Source organism: Pedobacter folensis, from assembly GCF_056490665.1.
Map to the genome: position 1 here is coordinate 1079237 of NZ_JBWJIF010000003.1, position 20538 is coordinate 1099774.

At 38.9% G+C, this 20538-nt stretch carries 14 protein-coding genes; 3 read left to right on the forward strand and 11 right to left on the reverse strand.

From position 1 onward, the window contains the following. Positions 1-1251 precede the first annotated feature (1251 nt). A complete protein-coding gene (locus AC04QZ_RS19265; protein ID WP_086545539.1) occupies positions 1252-1872 on the reverse strand; it encodes an L-threonylcarbamoyladenylate synthase in 621 nt (206 codons plus the stop codon). A gap of 83 nt (positions 1873-1955) precedes the next feature. On the opposite strand from AC04QZ_RS19265, the gene AC04QZ_RS19270 reads away from it, so the two are divergent. Together AC04QZ_RS19270 and AC04QZ_RS19275 are read left to right on the forward strand one after the other, a co-directional pair. After that, the gene (locus AC04QZ_RS19270) at positions 1956-3617 is read left to right on the forward strand and encodes an FMN-binding glutamate synthase family protein (RefSeq protein ID WP_478359076.1); all 1662 of its coding nucleotides are present in this window, start codon (positions 1956-1958) and stop codon (positions 3615-3617) included. A gap of 408 nt (positions 3618-4025) precedes the next feature. Then, positions 4026-5012: a BtrH N-terminal domain-containing protein gene (locus AC04QZ_RS19275; protein ID WP_478359077.1), complete on the forward strand. Its 987-nt coding sequence runs from the start codon at positions 4026-4028 to the stop codon at positions 5010-5012. Positions 5013-5583: 571 nt separating this feature from the next. Here AC04QZ_RS19275 and asnS read toward each other — a convergent pair. From asnS to lpdA, 9 genes are all read right to left on the reverse strand, one after another. Then, positions 5584-7032 carry an asparagine--tRNA ligase gene (gene asnS / locus AC04QZ_RS19280; protein ID WP_478359078.1) on the reverse strand — a complete coding sequence of 483 codons (1449 nt, stop codon included), beginning with the start codon at positions 7030-7032 and terminating at the stop codon, positions 5584-5586. Positions 7033-7225: 193 nt separating this feature from the next. Next, positions 7226-8218 (reverse strand): transglutaminase family protein, encoded by a 993-nt coding sequence (locus tag AC04QZ_RS19285; RefSeq protein WP_478359079.1) that lies wholly within the window; start codon positions 8216-8218, stop codon positions 7226-7228. Positions 8219-8301: 83 nt separating this feature from the next. Continuing rightward, complete coding sequence (locus AC04QZ_RS19290; protein WP_478359080.1) at positions 8302-9237, reverse strand: alpha-E domain-containing protein; 936 nt, start codon at positions 9235-9237, stop codon at positions 8302-8304. Between the two features lie 10 nt (positions 9238-9247). Continuing rightward, positions 9248-10696, reverse strand: a complete 1449-nt coding sequence (locus AC04QZ_RS19295) for a circularly permuted type 2 ATP-grasp protein (RefSeq protein ID WP_478359081.1) — start codon at positions 10694-10696, stop codon at positions 9248-9250. 637 nt (positions 10697-11333) lie between these two features. Continuing rightward, positions 11334-11861 (reverse strand): ferritin, encoded by a 528-nt coding sequence (locus tag AC04QZ_RS19300; protein WP_086545546.1) that lies wholly within the window; start codon positions 11859-11861, stop codon positions 11334-11336. A gap of 698 nt (positions 11862-12559) precedes the next feature. Further along, positions 12560-12919 carry a hypothetical protein gene (locus AC04QZ_RS19305; RefSeq protein ID WP_086545547.1) on the reverse strand — a complete coding sequence of 120 codons (360 nt, stop codon included), beginning with the start codon at positions 12917-12919 and terminating at the stop codon, positions 12560-12562. A gap of 114 nt (positions 12920-13033) precedes the next feature. Next, the gene (locus tag AC04QZ_RS19310; RefSeq protein ID WP_478359082.1) at positions 13034-13594 is read right to left on the reverse strand and encodes an N-acetyltransferase family protein; all 561 of its coding nucleotides are present in this window, start codon (positions 13592-13594) and stop codon (positions 13034-13036) included. After that, positions 13595-14434 carry an MBL fold metallo-hydrolase gene (locus tag AC04QZ_RS19315; RefSeq protein WP_478359083.1) on the reverse strand — a complete coding sequence of 280 codons (840 nt, stop codon included), beginning with the start codon at positions 14432-14434 and terminating at the stop codon, positions 13595-13597. A 137-nt stretch (positions 14435-14571) separates the two neighbouring features. After that, positions 14572-15960 (reverse strand): dihydrolipoyl dehydrogenase, encoded by a 1389-nt coding sequence (gene lpdA, locus AC04QZ_RS19320; protein WP_029275810.1) that lies wholly within the window; start codon positions 15958-15960, stop codon positions 14572-14574. Between the two features lie 548 nt (positions 15961-16508). On the opposite strand from lpdA, the gene AC04QZ_RS19325 reads away from it, so the two are divergent. Continuing rightward, positions 16509-19736: a TonB-dependent receptor gene (locus AC04QZ_RS19325; protein WP_478359084.1), complete on the forward strand. Its 3228-nt coding sequence runs from the start codon at positions 16509-16511 to the stop codon at positions 19734-19736. A 101-nt stretch (positions 19737-19837) separates the two neighbouring features. Here the strand turns inward: AC04QZ_RS19325 and AC04QZ_RS19330 are convergent, their stop codons facing one another. Continuing rightward, positions 19838-20473: an acetyltransferase gene (locus AC04QZ_RS19330; RefSeq protein ID WP_478359085.1), complete on the reverse strand. Its 636-nt coding sequence runs from the start codon at positions 20471-20473 to the stop codon at positions 19838-19840. Between the last annotated feature and the right edge of the window lie 65 nt (positions 20474-20538).

Below are 20538 nucleotides of genomic sequence, written 5' to 3' on the forward strand. Positions count from 1 at the left end.
GCGCGATGTTCTTGGTGCTTTTTTGTTTAAAGCTGTCATTGCAACATCAATTCCGTCATTGCGAGGAGGAACGACGAAGCAATCTTAATACTATGGGTTATCTGCGATTTGTACCAAAATTATTCCGTTATCCGGATTCTAAACATCGTTCGTCATTCCCGCGCAGGTGGGAACCTTAAAGCTATTGGTGGGAGCTCCCCTCCTGATTTTCAAGGAGGGGCTGGGGGTGGTTTTGCCCATCGCTCGGGCTTGCCTCGGCTCACCGCCGCCGAAAGGGCTCTTTCTTTATCCTTGATGATAAAGAAACAAACAATCAAGGCTGGGATCAGTTTTTTATGTGATCATATTGTTTTTTATAGGTATAAAAGATTGCTGCGCAATTCTTGTAAAAACCTACGGAAATCTCAATTGCAGCAGTATCGAGGCTCTTACCCTTGCTTATCCCAACACTCCCGCTTGATCCTGCCTTGGACTGTGAGGTAATGTAGGGTAGTGCAAAGATTTCCGTGCTTTTTCCGGCGAAAATATCCAAGGCCGGGTAGCAGGGTGTAGAGAAATCATTGACGTTATTTCAATCAAGATCAATCGTCATCTCGACCGTAGTGGAGAGATCTATGGGCTTTTTACCACGATGAATTCGTCATTGCGAGAAGGCTTTTTCAGCCGACAGCTTGTCCCGACCTTTCGGGGAAGCAATCTTATAAATAGAGTTAATGCGTGGTTCAGGATTGCCCCAGGCTCGGGCTTGCCTCGGCTCACCGCCGCCGAGGGGCTCTTACTTTTGGCTTGGCCCAAAAGTAACAAAAACCCAAGGCTTGGATCTGATGTCGGATAAATTCGTCAAAGCTTTATTGGTCGCCAGCACAAGTTCCGACGAAGGGTCGGAAAGGGCGTGCTGCCTCGAGGCAGTGGTGGGTTGAAAGGAGGTGCAAAAGCTTTAACGTTTTCTCCTTCCATCATATCATAGGCCGGATAGCAGGGTGCAGATAGCTTGGCGTATAGAGCAGGCATCAATAGAATTTAGGGGGCAGGGGGTAGTGATAATATGGTCGTCATTCCCGCGTTTGATAAAACACCCTTTGTTACTAAGCCTGATTGAAACGGAAAGCCCGCATCCCGATTTTTATCGGGGAGGACTTGAAGTGTAAAGCAGGGCTGGAGGCCGCCACAGGGAACTGAAACCGTCACTTCCAAAAAAAATCAATCTAACAATCCTCGTAAAATAAACGATCTGGCTTTACTATAAAGAGCTTACAAATACTCCTCAATATTTCCCTTACCCTCACGGATTACTTCGAACTCGCCCGTGGTGCAATCAATCACGGTAGAGGCTTCGTTATCGCCGTAACCACCGTCGATTACCAGGTCGACCAGGTCTTCGTATTTTTCATGAATCAACTCGGGATCGGTTGAATATTCAATTACATCATCATCATCCTTTATGGACGTAGATAGGATAGGATTGCCCAGTTCTTTTACAATACAGCGTGCAATATTGTTGTCGGGCACACGGATACCGACCGTTTTTTTGTTGGAACTGAGTAATTTGGGTACGTTGTTATTGGCGTTAAAGATAAATGTAAATGGCCCGGGTAAAGCTTTTTTTAACACCCTGAAAGTTGTATTGTCAATTGGCTTGATATAGTCGGAAATGTGCTTTAAATCGTGACAGATGAAAGAGAAGTTGGCCTTTTCAGGTTTGATGCCACGTAAGCGGCAGATTTTTTCGATCGCTTTCGGATTGGTGATATCGCAGCCCAAACCGTAAATGGTATCGGTTGGGTAGATAATTAAACCACCTTTCTTCAACACTTCAACAACTTGTTCAATGGCTCTTTCGTTCGGGTTCTCTGGATATATCTTAATAAGCATAGCGTAAAAATAACAAATTAATGGTGTCAGTTGTTTAATAATCCTAATCTTTGTACTAACAAAACATACGCTAATCTATTATTATGAGAAAAGCTTTCGTCGCGATTGCCGCATTTTTAATCGCCCTAACCATTATGCTGGGCTTGTATCATCCCTTTTTATGGTGGACATTCATTTTTACTGGTCCTTTTGTTATTCTGGGTATTTACGATTTATACCAGCCCAAGCACAGTATCGTCAGGAACTATCCGGTTTTTGGCCGTTTGAGGTATTTTATGGAAGAACTGCGGCCGAAAGTGTATCAATATTTTGTTGAAAGCGATACCAATGGTACGCCTTACAGCAGGTTAAACCGCTCACTCATTTATCAGCGTGCTAAAAAAGATAACGATACCATTCCCTTCGGTACTCAGTTAAATGTTTACGATAATGGTTACGAATGGTTAAGTCATAGCATTGCTGCGATTTCGCACCACGAATTGAATTTAGATCCGCGTGTTACCGTTGGCGGACCGGATTGTAAAAAACCTTACTCTGCCAGTATTTATAATATTTCGGCCATGAGCTTTGGCTCATTAAGTCAGAATGCTATTCTGGCTTTAAATGGTGGTGCTAAAATGGGCAACTTTGCACATAATACCGGCGAAGGAGGGATCAGCGATTATCACCGTCAGCCAGGTGGCGATCTAATCTGGCAGATTGGTACCGGTTATTTCGGTTGCCGGAATGCTGATGGTACTTTTAATTACGATGCTTATGCCGAGCGGGCCAAAACCGATCAGGTGAAAATGATCGAGATTAAACTCTCACAAGGCGCTAAACCAGGGCATGGTGGTATGTTACCCGCCAAAAAAGTAACACCAGAAGTGGCCAGGATCCGTTTAGTGCCTGAAGGTAAAGATGTATTGTCGCCGCCTGCACACTCGGCTTTTAATACCCCTATTGGTTTATTGGAGTTTGTGAAGAAACTCCGCGATTTATCGGATGGTAAACCCGTAGGTTTTAAACTTTGTATCGGTCGTAAAAGTGAATTTTATGCCATTTGTAAAGCCATGGTTGAAACCGGCATTTATCCTGATTTTATTACTGTTGATGGTGGTGAGGGCGGAACAGGTGCGGCACCTCAGGAGTTTTCGAATTCGGTAGGGATGCCGCTGCGCGAAGGTGTGGCTTTTGTATATGATGTTTTAAATGGTTTCGACCTGAAAAAACACATTAAAATTATTGCTTCGGGTAAAGTGGCAACGGGCTTCGATCTGGTAAAAAATATAGCCCTTGGTGCCGATATGTGTAATGCTGCCCGCGGAATGATGTTTGCTTTAGGCTGTATTCAGGCTTTGGAGTGTAATAGCAATACTTGCCCAACAGGGGTGGCTACGCAGGATCAGAGTTTAATGAAAGGCCTTGTGGTAGAAGATAAAACCGTTCGGGTAAAAAACTTCCATAACCTAACCGTAGCCAGCGCGGTAGAATTATTAGGTGCTGCGGGTTTAAGGGAAACGCATCAGTTAAGCAGGGCATATATCAACAGGCGCGTAAGTCCGAGTGTAATGCAGAGTTATTTGGAGAGTTTTCCATATATCCCGGCAGGTAGTTTATTAAAAACACCTTATCCAACGCGTTACGAATTAGGCATGGCACTCAGTACTTCGGCTAGTTTTGCACCGACAGATTATAAGGTGTCGGCGGTAGATTATGCACATGCTAATCCGTACGGGGATAGTATGCATGATGATGGGCGATAAGGATGAATCCGAAGTTTAAAAGGGGCTAAGCGTAGGCAGAACTTCGGAAGTTTAGCGTATGGCAACTCATTGGTTTTTTGGAAAGGTAGGACAGTAGTGCTTAGGTTTGTTCAGTCCTGCTTTTTGCTTCTGCCGATGAAAAATCGGCATCCGCGTCAATCAGGTTTAGGTGGACAGAGCAGAAGAAATATTAAGGGTTTAATCACCAAACGTTCCTAACGGAACGAAAACCGCCAATTGGCAATTGGCGTTTCTACCCATGAGGCGTCCCCATGGGACGATGTCATTAATTTAAATCTAAATAACGATGTTCCTAAACCGTATGATTTATGATTTTAAATCATTTCCAATCTCGTCTGGGAACGGTCGGAATAAAAAAAATATAATGTTTTAGATTAATCAGTTAAAATGAAAATTGAGTATTTAAAGCCTTTTAACGGACAACATTGCGAAACCACGGCAACGGGAACATTATTGCTGCAACTGGGGATTGAACTTTCCGAACCCATGCTTTTTGGACTTGGTGAAGGACTTGGGTTTATCTATTGGAATATGAAAACGATGGACTTTCCATTTTTAGGAGGGAGAATAAAAACCGATCTGCTGACGCAAAATATTGCTAAAAATTTAAATCTCGAATTAACTGTTGAGGAAACTTCTTCAAAACAAAAAGCCTGGGATAACGTAAAGCAGCTTCTCGATAAAGGACAGGTTGTAGGACTGAAATTGGATTGCTACCATTTGGAATATTTTTCGAACCCTTTTCATTTTGCAGGCCACTATGCTGCAATTTATGGCTATGACCATGAAAATGCTTTTTTAGTAGATACAATACAGCAAGGAGGGGAGGTAAAAACTTCTTTAGAAAGTTTAACCTTGGCGAGGGCTGAAAAAGGACCTATGGCTTCGAAAAATCTGTATTATACCCTCAAGCAGACTAGCCAAAGGAATAATCCAGATCTAAAAAAGATCATACCGATAGCGATTAAAAATAATGCCATCAAATACCTGAACCCACCCATTACGAATATTGCCTACAAAGGAATTTTGAAAACAAGTGCTGAAATTGTGAAATGGTTTAAAACGAGTAAAAATATTGAGCATGAATTTAGACTATCCGCCATGATTATGGAAAAAGCAGGAACGGGTGGCGCATTGTTCAGGAATTTGTATCGTGATTTCTTAAAAGAAAGTTATGAATTGCTGGAACTTGATAAGCTAAAAACCGGATGGGAGGCATTTGCTGAAATTGCAACACTCTGGACAACTGTATCACAGCTGTTCGAAAAGGTAAGTGAAACAAAAGAGTTTAAATACATTGAACAAGCATCCAATATCCTGAAAACTATTTCTGAAAAAGAAAAAAAGACAATGGAGGTATTGGCCACCCTATAGTTAAGTAGCGAACAACAGATTAAATATGCCAAAAAACAAATCTCAAACTTTAATGCAGAAATTTTTAGGCAAAAAAAGAAGTTAAGTTTCATTTAAAAGCTTGACTTCTTTGGTTTTGAGTTATTTTTTTTGGAAAGGAAAGCTAGTAGCGCATAGGTTTATTCAGTCCTGCTTTTTGCTTCTGCCGATGAAAAATCGGCATCCGCGTCAATCAGGTTTAGGTGGCCAGAGCAGAAGAAATATTAAGGGTTTAATCACCAAACGTTCCTAACGGAACGAAAACACCAATTGGCAATTGGCGTTTTTACCCGTGAGGCGTCCCCATGGGACGATGTAAAAAAAACTCGATTGTTGCGTACTCATTGGATCGTCATCCTGAGTTTAGCTCAGGATCTTTATAGCAAGATAGATACTGACCTGTAGCAAAGCGGAAAGCTACGCAGTAAAACAAGTTCAGTATGACGTAAAAAAAAAGAAGTCAAGTTTTCAAAACTTGACTTCTTTGATCATGGGGTATTTGTTTTTCCTAAACCCTAAACCCTAAACCCTAAACCCTAAACCCTAAACCTTCCTAAAACTCTGCGTTTTTCGGGAATCTTGGGAAAGCGATTACATCACGAATGTTGGTCATTCCGGTTACGAACAATACTAAACGTTCAAAACCTAAACCAAAACCCGAGTGCGGGGCCGATCCAAAACGGCGGGTATCTAAATACCACCAAAGTTCGTCTTGTGGAATATTTAAATCTTCCATGCGTTTAGTTAAGCGGTCTAAACGTTCTTCACGTTGCGATCCGCCAATCATTTCGCCAATACCCGGGAATAAGATATCCATCGCAGCAACCGTTTTTCTGCCTTCAGCATCCGGCTCATTCTGACGCATGTAGAACGATTTAATGTCAGCAGGATAATCCGTTAAGATTACCGGTTTTTTAAAGTGTTTTTCTACCAGATAACGTTCGTGCTCGCTTTGTAAATCAGCACCCCATTCGTCAATCAGGTATTTAAACTGTTTCTTCTGGTTAGGTTTAGAAGATTTTAAAATCCTGATCGCCTCTGTATAGGTTAAGCGCTCAAATTCGTTGGCTAAACAGAAATCCAATTTCTCTAACAAGCTAAATTCGCTGCGTTCGTTCTGTGGCTTTTGTTTATCTTCTTCCGCTAAACGGGTGTTTAAGAATTCTAATTCATCTTTGCAGTGGTCTAAAGCATATTTAATCACATACTTCATCATGTCTTCTGCCAGCTGCATGTTATCTTCTAAATCAGCAAAGGCCACTTCAGGTTCAATCATCCAGAACTCGGCCAGGTGACGTGTGGTATTCGAGTTTTCTGCCCTAAAGGTAGGACCGAAAGTATAAATTTGTCCGAAAGCCATTGCCGCTAATTCACCTTCCAATTGTCCCGATACGGTTAAGTTGGTTGCACGAGCGAAGAAATCCTGCGAGAAATCTACTTTACCATCTTCTGTACGTGGGGTATTGTCGAAATCTAAAGTGGTTACTTTAAACATCTCACCAGCACCTTCTGCATCACTTGCGGTAATTACAGGCGTGTGCATGTACACAAAACCACGTTCGTTGTAGAATTGGTGAATGGCAAAAGCCAAAGCATGACGCACTTTAAAAACGGCATTAAAGGTATTGGTGCGGAAACGCAAATGCGCAATCTCGCGTAAAAACTCCAAACTGTGTTTTTTGGGTTGCAACGGAAACTTTTCCGGATCACTGTCACCTAAAATTTCTACACTTGTGGCTTTAATCTCAACAGATTGACCTTTACCAAGCGATTCGATTAATTTACCAGTTGCAGAAATGGCCGCACCAGTTGTTATTCTTTTTAACAGCTCATCAGGTAAATTATTAAAATCGATCACAACCTGGATATTGCTCATGCAAGACCCGTCATTTAATGCAATAAACTGATTATTACGGAAAGTTCTTACCCATCCCATAACCGTTACTTCTGTGTCAAATGCTGTCGACTTTAATAAATCTTTAATTTGCTGTCTCTTAATCATATTGTTATTTGTAAAAGGCGCAAATTTAGAAAAAAAAACTTTATCAGTTGGCAGTTTTCGGCTTTCAGTTGACAGTTTTTTAGCAAAATCATATCATTAACCAATATTACAACGGAGAAATGCCAACTGATCATTGATAACTGAAAACTGCCTGCTGCCAACTACCAACTGCAAATTGAAGGCTGGAAATTGCCTACTGTTGTTGTTGTTGCTGTTGCTGAATGGCTTCCATGTATTGTTGATAGCTGTTTTTCGATCTGGCGGTGCTTATCGTTCCTGAAGGTTTGGTGTAGTTTACTTCTTTTGGCTGGAAGTAGGTTTCGTTATCGTTAAAATCTTCATCGTTATAACCTACGGATACGTTAACTTCCATAATATGCTCGAAAGCACCTTTGTAAACACCTTTTACCGGCGAGCAATCGGTAAAATTACGGCCTACGGCCAGTCGCACATGGTTTTCGTTGGCAATACAGTTATTGGTCGGATCTAAACCCAACCAGCCGTACTCGGGTAAATAGGCTTCGGCCCAGGCGTGCGTTGCACCTTCTCCACGCATACCATCTCTGTTGGGGCAAATGTAACCACTCACATATCTCGCCGGGATGCCGGTTAAACGTAACATGGCCGTTAATACATGCGCGAAATCCTGGCAAACTCCTGCTTTAAGGTTTAAAATTTCATCAATAGTGGTATCAACCGCCGTTACGCCTTTAATGTATTCGAAATTATTGAACACATGGGCACAGTATTTTATCGCGGTTTGATAGGGGGTATCTTCGGTATTCCTGATCGTCAAAGCCGTTTCCTTCAACTGGGTTATGCCCTCAAAACTTTCCTGCCTTAAATAATCGATATAGGGTACTTCAAATTTTAAGGCGTTTAAACTGTTCCATTGCTCACTACTAAACATATCATCCTGCGGTAAGGGTTTTGCAAAGGTTTCTACACTTACCTTGGAGAAGATTTTCAGTTGTGTATGGGGCTCAGTTTGGGTAAAAGTACCAATCTCATTGCCGTAATAATCAATAAAAATTTCAATTTCCGGACTTCCGGAGATATTCAGGTCGTGTTTAACCACTTTCTGGAAATCATCTTTAATCGGAAATAAAATAATCTGATTCGCACTATCGCGAACCGGCAATTCATATTTGTAATTGGTGATATGTTTGATTTTGAAAATGGGCATATGGCTTATTATATGTTACTGCAGATTTAAAAATTAATTAAAGGATCGTCTCTGTGTTCATCGGTGGTTAAAGAAAATACTTTTTATGAATTTGCGAAATAATATTCATTTAGCAGGTTTCCGATGCCGAAAAGTTCGGCCCTGATCTCTGTAAGGTAATGGTGTAATTGCTCTTCGTTCATGGTATTAACCGAGCTATAAGTAATCATGCTTTTTAAACGCCCTATTTTAAAAGAGAGGTTGTTGTAATGTTCGATATTGCTTTCGCTTTTTAACCGGTTAAAATACCGTTCAATATTATTCATGGCATACAGTGCCGACCGTGGAAAATCATTGTTCAGCATGGCTAGCTCGATGATGTTTTTGGCGTCGAAACCCTGCCGGTAGGTTTTTAAATAGAGCTCATAACCGCCCAAGGATAATAGTAAATGTTTCCAGTAGGATATATCGGTCAGCAAATCTGGATTGCTGCTGATCGAGCTGAATTTAATATCGAGGATATCAACCGATTGTATACTTCTCTCGAGGTGTTTGCCAATATTCATGAAACTTCTGCTTTCTCCGCGTTCCATTACGCTGTCGGCGGTTCCATTATATAACATCACCTGTTTAATCAAAACGTCTAAAGCAGTAACCGGATCATCTTTTTGTACATGCCACAGTAATTTTTCATCCTTAACGGTGTGGTAATATTCGTTTAAACACTGCCACAAATCTTTAGGGATGTGTTCCTGAACGCTCCGTGCATTTTCTCGCGCCAGGGTAACGATATTTAAAATCGAATTTGGATTCTCGCGGTTTAACAAGAGGTATTCAATCACTGCCCGGCTATCGTGCTGGATATTCAGTAATTCATTTTCATCATCTGAAGAAAAAATCCTGATTACAGGCTTCCAGGTGAATTCCTGTATGGTATCTTGTGAGGAAGCGTAATTTATTTTTAACATGCGCAGCATACCGTCGCTGCGCTCAACATATCTGCTTAGCCAATATAAGCTTGATGCCACTCTACTTAACATATTTTGTATTCTAAGAAGTTAAAACCCATGTATCTTTACTGCCACCACCCTGCGAGCTGTTTACGACCAGCGAACCTTCTTTTAAGGCTACCCTGGTTAAACCACCTGGCACAATTGAAATGCCGTCCGGTCCGTTTAAGGCGAATGGGCGAAGATCGATTCTGCGTGGCGCCAGTTTTCCATTAATAAAACACGGGGCAGAAGACAAGCTGATGGTGGGTTGGGCGATAAAGTTGCGTGGATCTTTCAGGATCTCAATTTTGTATGCTTCAGTTTCCTGTTCGCCGGCAGCGTGTCCCATTAACATCCCGTATCCACCACTTCCGTTGGTTTTTTTTATCACCATCGTATTGATATTTGCAAAAACATAATCGAGCTCATCTTTATTGCTGAGCTGGTAGGTGGGTACATTTTTTAATATAGGTTCTTCATTCAGGTAGTACCTGATCATATCCGGTACATAGGTGTAAACCGCCTTGTCGTCGGCTACGCCATTGCCTACTGCATTAATAATGGCTACATTTCCTTTGCGATAGGCACCCATCAGGCCTGCTACGCCGAGTACGCTGTTTGGGTTAAAAACCAGCGGATCCAGATAGTCGTCGTCTACACGGCGATAAATCACATCCACCTGTTGCAGGCCTGTAGTGGTTTTCATAAATACCTTATGGTCTTTAACCACCAAATCTCGTCCTTCTACCAATTCTACGCCCATTAGACGGGCCAGGGTAGTATGTTCGTAATAGGCAGAGTTATACATGCCCGGGCTTAACAGTACAATGGTTGGATTCGAAACGGCCCTCGGAGAGAGGCTCATTAAATTTTTATATAATATGGCCGGGTATTCGGTTACGCTTCTTACGCCACATTGCGGAATAAGGTCGGGGAATAGTCTTTTGGTGATTTCCCTGTTTTCGAGCATATAGCTTACGCCTGATGGTGTCCGAAGGTTATCTTCCAGTACATAAAATGTTCCGTCGTAATCTCTGATCAAGTCTATGCCGGCAATATGGATATAGATATCGTGTAATACATTTACATTGTGCATCTCTCTTAAAAAATGCGGACAAGAATAAATTACATTTATAGGAACAATCTGGTCTTTTAAGATAAATTGATTGCTGTAAATGTCTTTCAAGAAAAGATTCAGCGCTTTTAGTCGTTGTTTTATCCCTTTTTCTATAAAAGACCACTCTGTTGAAGTGATAATTCTCGGGATAATATCAAAAGGAAAGATTTTTTCGATGCCTTCGCCGCTATCATACACGGTAAAGGTAATACCTTGACTCATAAATAGCGTTTTGGCGAGTTCTTCCTTTTTGTTTAGGTTTTCGAGCGACTCTTTAGAGAAATTGCTGATGAAATTTGCATAGTGATTTCTGTAATTGTCACCATTTAGGAACATTTCATCGTAAGTTTTGGGATGATTAAAGTAATTTTTTATAAAATCTTTTATCATTTTGCTTAAATATTTCCTTAAATTATGATTTTGTAAGTAAAAAACTAATGTTTTTATATAAAAATTTAATTTTAATATGATTTTTATCTATTTGTGATTGTTTTTTAGTCTGAATTTTAGTGTTTTATGTGTTTTTTATTAAAATTTTTAATTTTTTTAATAAAAATACTTGCTAATACGGATAAAGTTTGTACTTTTGTAATGCTCGTTAATTATTATTATATATTTGGTTTAAAAAAAGCGCTGGTAACGGCGCTTTTTTTATAAAAATTTCAAGACTTATTCATAATCAACATAAACCAAACACCCTAAACCAAGAAAGCTCCGGTAAACCCGGAGCTTTTCTTTTTATAGGCGATCGTCATCTCGACTGAAGTGAAACGGAATGGAGAGATCTATAAGCTTGAGTTCCATTAATGAGATGCTGACCACGAAGTAGCTATTAGGCCTTAAAACAATAAAAACAGCTAATAAAATAAATTCAGCATGACGATACTGTGAGGTAAAGGGTTGCCTATGGATTCTTAACTATGGGTCACTGCAACTGAAAAGAATAATGTCTTATCAAAAATTCTGGGCATAAAAAAAGCTACCCAGATTTTAATCAGGATAGCTTTCAATATATGTTTTGTTGTTGTTATTCTTCTGAATAAGTGATTTTATTCACGTGTTTATCAATTTCCCATCTTCCTGTACCTTCTTCGCCAATCACTTCGAATAATTCTAATGCTCTGCGTGCTTTGTATTCTTCTTCGCGCTGCTCTTTCAGGAACCAGTTTAAAAATTCCATGGTTACAAAATCCTGTTCTTTATGGCATTTAGAAGCCAGGTTTTTAAAACTTTGGGTAATGGCGATTTCTGCTTCCAAAGCATCTTCGAAAACTTCTCTAAATCCGGCGAAGTCGGTTTTAATGCCTGAAACTTCCGGAGATATTGCGTTTCCACCCATATCCAAAACGTATTTGAACAATTTTAACTGGTGTACTCTTTCTTCTTCAGATTGCTTTAAGAAATAATCTGCTGAAAAATCGAATCCATTTTGGTCACACCAGGATGACATTGATAAATATAGTGATGAAGAGTGAGCTTCTTTTTTGATCTGCTGATTTAATAATGTTTCGATATCCTGTGATATTAAACATTTAATGCGCATTAAGTCTTTCATAATTTTCTTTGCTTAACTAATGATACAAAGATAACATCAAATTAAGCAGATTGTGTGATTTATTTGCTATATGAAATTAGTCTAAATTGCTGATAATTAGTTATTTGTAATCAGTTTAAATAAGACGGGGTAACGTGATAGGTATGATGGAAAATGGAGGTATAACGCGAAACGGATACTGGCTGAGACTCAGCAGGATAATGGCCGGTTTTTAGTTAGCGATTTTTAGTTTGCAGTTACTGAATGAATCTGTCTAGTGTTTGGAGTAGGGTGTTTGGTAGCAATTAACCGGTTTAACAGTTAACCATTTATTCTGATCATTAAGAAGTTAAACGCATTAAGGTTTGGGAATTGCTATAAATAATATAGCTATAAATATGAAATGTAAGTAATTAATCGTTTGTTGTCGGTTAACCAATTTGAACAGCTAACCCATATTACGATCATTAAGAAGTTAAGCGCATTAAGGTTTCGGAATTGCTATAAATAATATGGCTATAACTTAGAAATGTTAAGTAACTAATCGTTTGTTGTCAGTTAACCAATTTGAACAGTTAATCAATTAACCCCAAATGACCAGTTGCAATTGAGAATGAAGTCTTTTTTACCATTAAGGAGTTAAGATCATTAAGATTTTAGTAGCTTTTAAAACAATCTAGGTATCACATCTTCCATCTTACATCAAACATTTTCCGTCATTAATAAACCAATCTGTAAAGACAGTCGCTAATAATGTGGTTAAGTTTGAACATGGTAAAGGTGCCTTGCAGTAAATCTTTTAAAGCAATGATTTCTAAAGCACTCAATAGGTAAATGTGTTCGCAACCATTAAAGGTAACCAATTCGAAATCGGCTTTGTGGGTATTTAAAAGCAGTGCTTCAATATCAATCTGTTCTACAACCGCTTTTAATTTTTGAAGAGACAGGCAGTTATAGCGTGCAAATTTGCCGCCAAAATCTACATAAAAGCAGTTTAATTTATCTGATTGATAAACAGAACCATGGGTATTTGAGAATACGTTAACCAGTTCATTAATATCGATACACGCTTTTTCCATCGGTTACAAAAATTGGCATTATTTAGATTAAATACAAATAAAAACGAAAATAAATTTGAGAAGCGCTTAGTAAGGGAGCGTATGACGTTGTAAAACTATAGCAGTGAGAGGTAATTATTTAATCTTAAAAACCATATGGTGATACCATCCACCCATAAATTGTTTTTCGTTTTGAATAACGAAGCCCATTTTCTCATAAAGCTTTAATGCATTGTCGTTATTTTGTTCTACCAATAAAGCAATAGTATGGTGACCAAGTTTTTTAGCCCAAGCTATACCGGCGCTGATCAATTGTTTGCCAATTCCTTTTCCCTGTGCCTCTGGATTAACGCTGATACTGTCAAGATAAAACTCACCGCTTTCAGTTTCGTTATCCTGGTTGTTGTGATTAACCCGGTGATGTTTGGCCAGGTAGGTTAGAAATGGCTGGCGAAGTTGGGCGAGTTTACTGCCGTCGTAAGCATTTATAGCGCCCAGCACTTTGCCTTCATCTTCAAAAACTAAAGTGTTTTCATAACTGTATTGATTACCCTGCTGCTGAAAGAAGTGTTTAAAAATCTCGTTAATAATTGCTATATCATTGGTATGGGTTAATTTATTCGCCAGCTTACCCATGGCCTGAATAATCAGCGGTACAACTTCTTCCACATCGGTGGGCAGGGCTGGTCTGATCATTTAGATGTCGCTGAGCTTAAAAGTTTCTGCAACGCGTATTCCTTTTTCTGTTCGCTGTAAAGTGCAGCATTCGTTAATTGGATCGTGCTCCAGGTATAATATATAGTTGTTGTTTACGGCTTCTTCCAAAAAGGCCTGCTTTTCTGTCAAGGTTTTTAAGGGGAACATATCATAGGCCATGACGTAGGGCAGGGGAAGATGACCTACTGAAGGTAAAAGATCGGTCATGTACACAATAGTCCTGCATTTGTAGTTAATTTTAGGCAACATCATGGCATCGGTATGGCCGTAAGCAAAACTGATGTTGATATTTTTCTGCCACTCCATATCCTCTCTTTCTTCTACGAACTTCAGCTGCCCGCTTTCCTGAATCGGCAAAATATTTTCTTTTAAGAAAGAAGCTTTTTCCCTTGCATTGGGTTCTACTGCCCATTGCCAGTGTTTTTCGTTGCTCCAATAATGTGCGTTTTTGAAAGCAGGAATCAGTTTGTCATTTTCCCTAACGATTGCCCCGCCCACGTGGTCGAAATGCAGGTGCGTGAGAAATACATCGGTAATATCAGCTGTGCTGAAACCCAAATGTGCCAGCGATTTCTCCATCGAATCGTTGCCATGCAAATAATAATGGTTGAAAAACTTTTCGTCCTGTTTATTTCCTATCCCGGTATCAACCAAAATCAACTGGTTTCCTTCTTCGATTAAAAGGCAGCGCATCGCCCAGGTACAAAGATTGTTCGCATCGGCCGGGTTGGTTTTTTGCCAGATAGATTTGGGCACAACGCCAAACATGGCACCGCCATCGAGTTTAAAAAAGCCTGTATTTATGGTGTGGAGTTTCATTTGATGTAAAATGTAAAGCGGATGATGTAAATGCTAAAAATAAGAAAACCCTTTAGCATTAACTAAAGGGTTTTTGTAATAATATTGGTTTTACTGATGGGGTTGACCTTAAGCCTTCCACCTTTAAACTTGCTACCTTATAAGTGTATCACTTCTCCGTAAGCATCAGCGGCAGCTTCCATAATGGCTTCGCTCATGGTTGGGTGAGGGTGAACAGATTTGATCATTTCGTGACCGGTAGTTTCCAGTTTACGGGCCACTACGATCTCGGCGATCATTTCGGTAACGTTGGCACCGATCATGTGTGCACCTAATAATTCTCCGTATTTAGCATCGAAAATTAATTTTACGAAACCATCTTTAGCACCGGCAGCACTTGCTTTACCTGATGCAGAGAACGGGAATTTACCAATTTTTAATTCGTAACCTGCTGCTTTTGCTGCTTTTTCGGTATAACCTACTGAAGCAATTTCTGGTGTGCAATAAGTACATCCCGGGATATTATTGTAATCTAATGGCTCAGCATGCTGACCAGCAATTTTTTCTACACAGATAATACCTTCTGCAGAAGCCACGTGTGCCAAAGCTTGTCCACCAACAACATCACCAATGGCATAATAACCTTTAACCGAAGTATTGTAGAATTCGTCAGTAACAATTTTACCTTTTTCAGTTTTGATACCGGTTTCTTCTAAACCAATGTTTTCGATGTTTGCTACGATACCTGCTGCCGAAAGCACGATGTCTGCCTCGATAGTTTGCATACCCGAAGCCGTTTTAACCGAAACTTTACAGCCTGCACCGCTGGTATCAACAGACTCAACGCTTGCTGATGTCATGACATCGATACCTACTTTTTTCAGGCTGCGTAACAATTGTTTAGATACATCTTCGTCTTCTACAGGGACAACGTTATCCATAAATTCTACGATGGTTACTTTTGTGCCCATGGTAGCATAGAAATAAGCGAACTCTACACCAATAGCACCAGAACCCACTACGACCATGCTTTTTGGTAATTCAGGAAGTACCATTGCCTGGCGATAGCCGATAATTTTTTTGCCATCTTGTTTCAGGTTAGGCAATTCTCTTGAACGTGCACCTGTAGCAATGATGATATTTTTTGCGCTTAATTCTTGTTGAGAACCATCAGCACCTTTAACTTCTAATTTGTTTCCTGGTTTTACTTTACCAGTACCCATGATTACGTCAATTTTATTTTTTTTCATTAAAAACTGAACGCCTTTGCTCATGCCATCGGCAACGCCACGGCTGCGTTTTACTACAGCAGCAAAATCAGCAGTTGCACCTGCAGTAGTAATTCCGTAATCAGCAGCATGATTGATATATTCGAAAACCTGAGCACTTTTTAAAAGTGCTTTAGTAGGGATACAGCCCCAGTTTAAACAAATACCACCTAATGATTCACGCTCAACAATTGCAACTTTTAGTCCCAATTGAGAAGCTCTGATTGCAGCTACGTAACCACCTGGGCCGCTGCCTAAAACAATAACGTCGTAATTCATCTGTTTTTTAATCTATTTTAAAGAGATTTGTTTTAATTGCTTTGTATATCTGTAATCTTCTCCATCGTCCCTCAATATGGGTTGCCTGTATCCGCATTACAAAAAGTTAAAGGATCATCATCCTGGAACAATCGCTCAAAACTAAAAAAAAAATGTCAATTGGCTAGATCAATATTGAGATAACCGTTAAAATTTACAATGATTGAATATTGTTGGGGTAAATTTACGGTGCGATGTTGATCTGGCCTTTAGGATTTTGCTGATGAATGGTAAATATTTAAGCGATAGGTTAAAATATGATGCTGTTTTTACTTAAAAAGTTATTGTTAATAGGTGTTATTGGAAAAATACCAACATTACAGTGTCTTTTCTGCGTAAATTATAATCAACTGTAAGTTTCGTTATTAATAATCTAGTTATACGATCAAAGTGTTGATAAACTGAAAGTTATAAAGGCTTCAATATGTGTTAAATGTTGAAAAGTTTTGCCCGACTTAATAATTATTTAACATTGGATGTTAAAATGTGTTAAATTTTATTGGGTACATTTGCAGCATAATATCCCTATTAGATTTATTATTCAACAACAAAAAACATTTAAAAAACAAAGTATGAAGAAATCTTTACTTTTAAGATTAGTACTGGTTATTGTTGCAATTGTAGGTATTACCTTTGGTGCAAATGCGCAGGTAACCTCATCATCAATGACAGGAACAATTAAGGATGCCAAAGGCGCCCTACCTGGTGCAAGTGTTAAAGCGACACATACGCCTACTGGTACAGTATATTCTGTATCAACAAATAATGATGGCCGTTTTGTAATTAATAACATGCGTGTTGGCGGTCCTTATATTTTTGAAATTAGTTTTGTTGGTTATGAACCAGAGAAAGTAACTGGAGCAATGTTAAAGTTAGGTGAACCTTACTTATTAAACCTTGTTTTAAGTGAAAATGGTAAGCAACTGCAGGAAGTTGTAGTTGCTGGTAAAAGAGATGCTGTATTTAGTAGTAAAAAAGTAGGTGCTTCTACGAACGTTAGTAAGGACCAGATTCAAAATTTACCTTCTTTATCACGGTCATTACAAGATTTTACGCGTCTAACTCCTCAAGCGAATGGAAATTCATTTGGTGGTATTAACAATCGTTTCAATGGTTTAACTATTGATGGAGCTGTAAACAACGATGCATTTGGATTAGGAAGTACTGGTGCTCCAGGTGGCCAGGCAAATACACAACCTATTTCATTAGATGCGATTCAAGAATTACAAATTGTATTGGCTCCATTTGATGTTACGAATAGTAATGCAATTGGTGGAGGTGTGAATGCGGTTACGCGTTCAGGATCAAATACTGTTGAAGGTTCTGCTTATTTCTTTGGTAGAAACCAAAATACAATTGGTAAAAGTGTTGATGGTACAAATACCAAAGCATTGCCTTTCCATAATTATACATATGGAGCAAGAATTGGAGCACCAATCATTAAAGATAAATTATTTTTATTCGTAAGTGCTGAAAGACAGACTATTGTTCAGCCTACAACCTTCAACTCAGGCGATGTAGGTGCGGTTTCTACTGCTGAACTTTTAAGAATTGCTAAAGTTGCTAAAGATCGTTATGGTTATGATGCTGGTGGTATTGACGCATTTGATGCTGAAACAAGAAGTGATAAACTTTTTGCTCGTTTAGATTGGAACATTAATGCTAAGAACCAATTAACATTACGTCATAACTACATTAAAGCTTATGATGATAACATCTCTAGAAGTGCGACTGCTTTCCGATTTGCAAGTAACTTATATCGTTTTAACGATCAGCAAAACAATTCTGTTTTAGAATTGAGAAGTGCAATATCTAGTACATTATCGAATAATTTAATTATTGGTTATTCACGAATTAGAGATACAAGAGCAACTGTTGGCGATTTATTTCCACAAATCAGAATTAATGGTCTAGGTACTGGTAGTCAGTCAGCTACATTAGGTTCGGAAGCATCATCAACAGCGAATGAATTGGATCAGGATATTTTTGAATTTACTGACAACTTTAAAATTTTTGCTAACAAACATACTTTCACAATTGGTACACACAATGAGTTTTATAAAATCAGAAATTTATTTGTGAACAACCTTACTGGAAGTTATGCATGGAATAATTTAGCTGATTTTGAAGCGAATACTAAACCTTCTGCAGCTACAAGTACTTCAAAAGTTCCTGGAGATCCAAGACCTGCAGCTAGATTTAGTGCTGCACAATTAGGGTTTTATTTCCAGGATGAGATTGATGCTTTTAAAGGTTTTAAATTAATCGCTGGTTTAAGAGTAGATGTGCCATTAATTTTTGATACTCCGTTAGCTAACCCTGATGTTGTTGCTACTTTTCCTAATTACAGAACTGATCAGGTTCCAAGCGGCCAAATACTTGTTTCACCACGTTTAAGTTTTAACTGGGATTTAACAGGAGATCGTTCGGTTCAATTGAGAGGTGGTGGTGGATTATTAACAAGTCGCGCTCCATTTGTATGGATATCTAATCAATTCTCTGGAAATGGTATGTTAACAAGTGCTGTTAGTGCTCCTGTTGGAAGTGGAACATTTATTCCAGATGTTAATAACCAATCTGCCGCTGGTGGTGTTGCTGGTACAACTTCACAAATTAGTTTAATTGATAATAACTTCAAATTACCTCAGGTTTTTAGAGCCAACTTAGCTGTTGATTTTAAATTACCTGGTGGAGTTCAGGCAACTATTGAAGGATTGTATTCTTCAACGGTTAACAATATTTCATATAAAAACTTAAATATGAAACCTTCTGTTGCCTCAATCAATCCATCTTTATCGGGTGGTGCTGATACACGTCCTCTTTTTGTTAATACAACTGCCGGTAGGGTAAATGGAACAAAATTCACTGAAGTTTATTTATTGCAAAACACAAGAAGTGGTTCTGCTTATAATGTAACTGCTCAATTACAAAAAGCATTTGACATGGGATTATATGCTTCAATTGCCTATACTTATGGAAAATCAGAAGATATCAATTCAGGTTTTAGTAGCACAGCTAGTTCTGGCTTCGGAGGTGTGTTGATTTCTAACGACCCTCAGAATCCACCATTAGCTTATTCTAACTACGATCTTCGTCATAGAGTGGTAGGTGCATTAAATTATTCAATTAAATATGGCAGAAACAAAGCGTCAGCTACTACTTTCTCATTATTTTATGTAGGTAAATCTGGAACTCCATTCTCTTATATTTATAATGGAGATTTAAATGGTGATAACTCAATTTCATCTGGTAACCCAAGTAATGATTTAATTTTTGTACCTCGTACCTTAAACGATATTAAATTAGTTCCTTTAGCGGCTTCGGGCTCTTTACCTGCTCAAACAGTTGCTGAACAATGGGCTGCCTTAGATAACTATATTAGCAATGATCCTTACTTAAGCAAAATTAGAGGTCAGTATTCTGAGCGTAATGTTGCAAGAATGCCTTGGGAACACCAATTTGATGTTCGCATTATGCAAGATTTAGGTATTGTGTTTAAAGGCACTAAAAATTCACTGCAACTTTCTGTAGATATTATCAACGTAGGAAATCTGATCAATAAAGATTGGGGAAAATCTTATTTTATTAATAATACAGCTTATTCGCTTATTAACTATTCTACCGCGAATGGTGGCGGTTTTACATTTAGAGCACCAACTGGTGGCGTTCCTTATGCACTATCTTCTTTCCTTTCAAGATGGCAAGGACAAGTTGGAGTTCGTTATAACTTTAACTAATAATAAATACAAGATTAAAAAAGCCCCGATCATTTGATTGGGGCTTTTTTGTTATAAGCTGAATGGAGAAGAAATTTATGATTTCAAAGCATTCAGATTGATTATCTCACTTCTTTTTTTACCCTTGCCGGTACGCCAGCCACCATTACATGGGGCGGAACATCTTTTGTCACACAGGCTCCGGCAGCAACATAGGCTCCTTTTCCGATGTTTATACCTGGAATAACGGTTGCACCTGAACCGATAAAAACACCTTCATGGATATGTACATTGCCCGCAATGGTTACACCAGGGGAAATGGTTACATAATTTTCTAAAATACAGTCGTGGCTGATGTTGCAGTTTGAATTCACAATGCAATGGTTGCCGATACGCACGTTTGCATTAATTACGCAACCTGGGGCAATGCAGTTTCCTTCGCCAATTTTAATCGAGGAACTGATGTAATTATGGTGGTGGATGATATTGATAAATGGGTAACCTTTGTTTTCTAATGGCTCAATAATAGATTTTCTTTCATAATTGCCTATTGCGCCAATTAATGCAATGTTTAAAGTCGTGGGATGTTTTTCTAAAAAAGAGGGCAGCGAAATAATAGGCTTCGTTAGGTTTGGATGATTTACCGCATCTTCTAAATTGATGATGTATCCGGTTAAAAGATACTCATCCGAACCATTGAAATACTCGCTTAGTTCAGCGGCATGTTTACCTGCACCTAGTAGATATACATTGATCATTGTTTTTATTCCTGTTAGGAGTAATTTCTTAAATCCAATATACACTTATATCAGCAAAAATAAAT

Excerpts from the sequence above, each read along its gene's own strand:
- AC04QZ_RS19265 (WP_086545539.1), bottom strand. The coding sequence starts at position 1,872 with ATGCTTATTAAGATATATCCAGAGAACCCGAACGAAAGAGCCATTGAA.
- AC04QZ_RS19270 (WP_478359076.1), top strand. The coding sequence starts at position 1,956 with ATGAGAAAAGCTTTCGTCGCGATTGCCGCATTTTTAATCGCCCTAACC.
- AC04QZ_RS19275 (WP_478359077.1), top strand. The coding sequence starts at position 4,026 with ATGAAAATTGAGTATTTAAAGCCTTTTAACGGACAACATTGCGAAACC.
- asnS (WP_478359078.1), bottom strand. The coding sequence starts at position 7,032 with ATGATTAAGAGACAGCAAATTAAAGATTTATTAAAGTCGACAGCATTT.
- AC04QZ_RS19285 (WP_478359079.1), bottom strand. The coding sequence starts at position 8,218 with ATGCCCATTTTCAAAATCAAACATATCACCAATTACAAATATGAATTG.
- AC04QZ_RS19290 (WP_478359080.1), bottom strand. The coding sequence starts at position 9,237 with ATGTTAAGTAGAGTGGCATCAAGCTTATATTGGCTAAGCAGATATGTT.
- AC04QZ_RS19295 (WP_478359081.1), bottom strand. The coding sequence starts at position 10,696 with ATGATAAAAGATTTTATAAAAAATTACTTTAATCATCCCAAAACTTAC.
- AC04QZ_RS19300 (WP_086545546.1), bottom strand. The coding sequence starts at position 11,861 with ATGAAAGACTTAATGCGCATTAAATGTTTAATATCACAGGATATCGAA.
- AC04QZ_RS19305 (WP_086545547.1), bottom strand. The coding sequence starts at position 12,919 with ATGGAAAAAGCGTGTATCGATATTAATGAACTGGTTAACGTATTCTCA.
- AC04QZ_RS19310 (WP_478359082.1), bottom strand. The coding sequence starts at position 13,594 with ATGATCAGACCAGCCCTGCCCACCGATGTGGAAGAAGTTGTACCGCTG.
- AC04QZ_RS19315 (WP_478359083.1), bottom strand. The coding sequence starts at position 14,434 with ATGAAACTCCACACCATAAATACAGGCTTTTTTAAACTCGATGGCGGT.
- lpdA (WP_029275810.1), bottom strand. The coding sequence starts at position 15,960 with ATGAATTACGACGTTATTGTTTTAGGCAGCGGCCCAGGTGGTTACGTA.
- AC04QZ_RS19330 (WP_478359085.1), bottom strand. The coding sequence starts at position 20,473 with ATGATCAATGTATATCTACTAGGTGCAGGTAAACATGCCGCTGAACTA.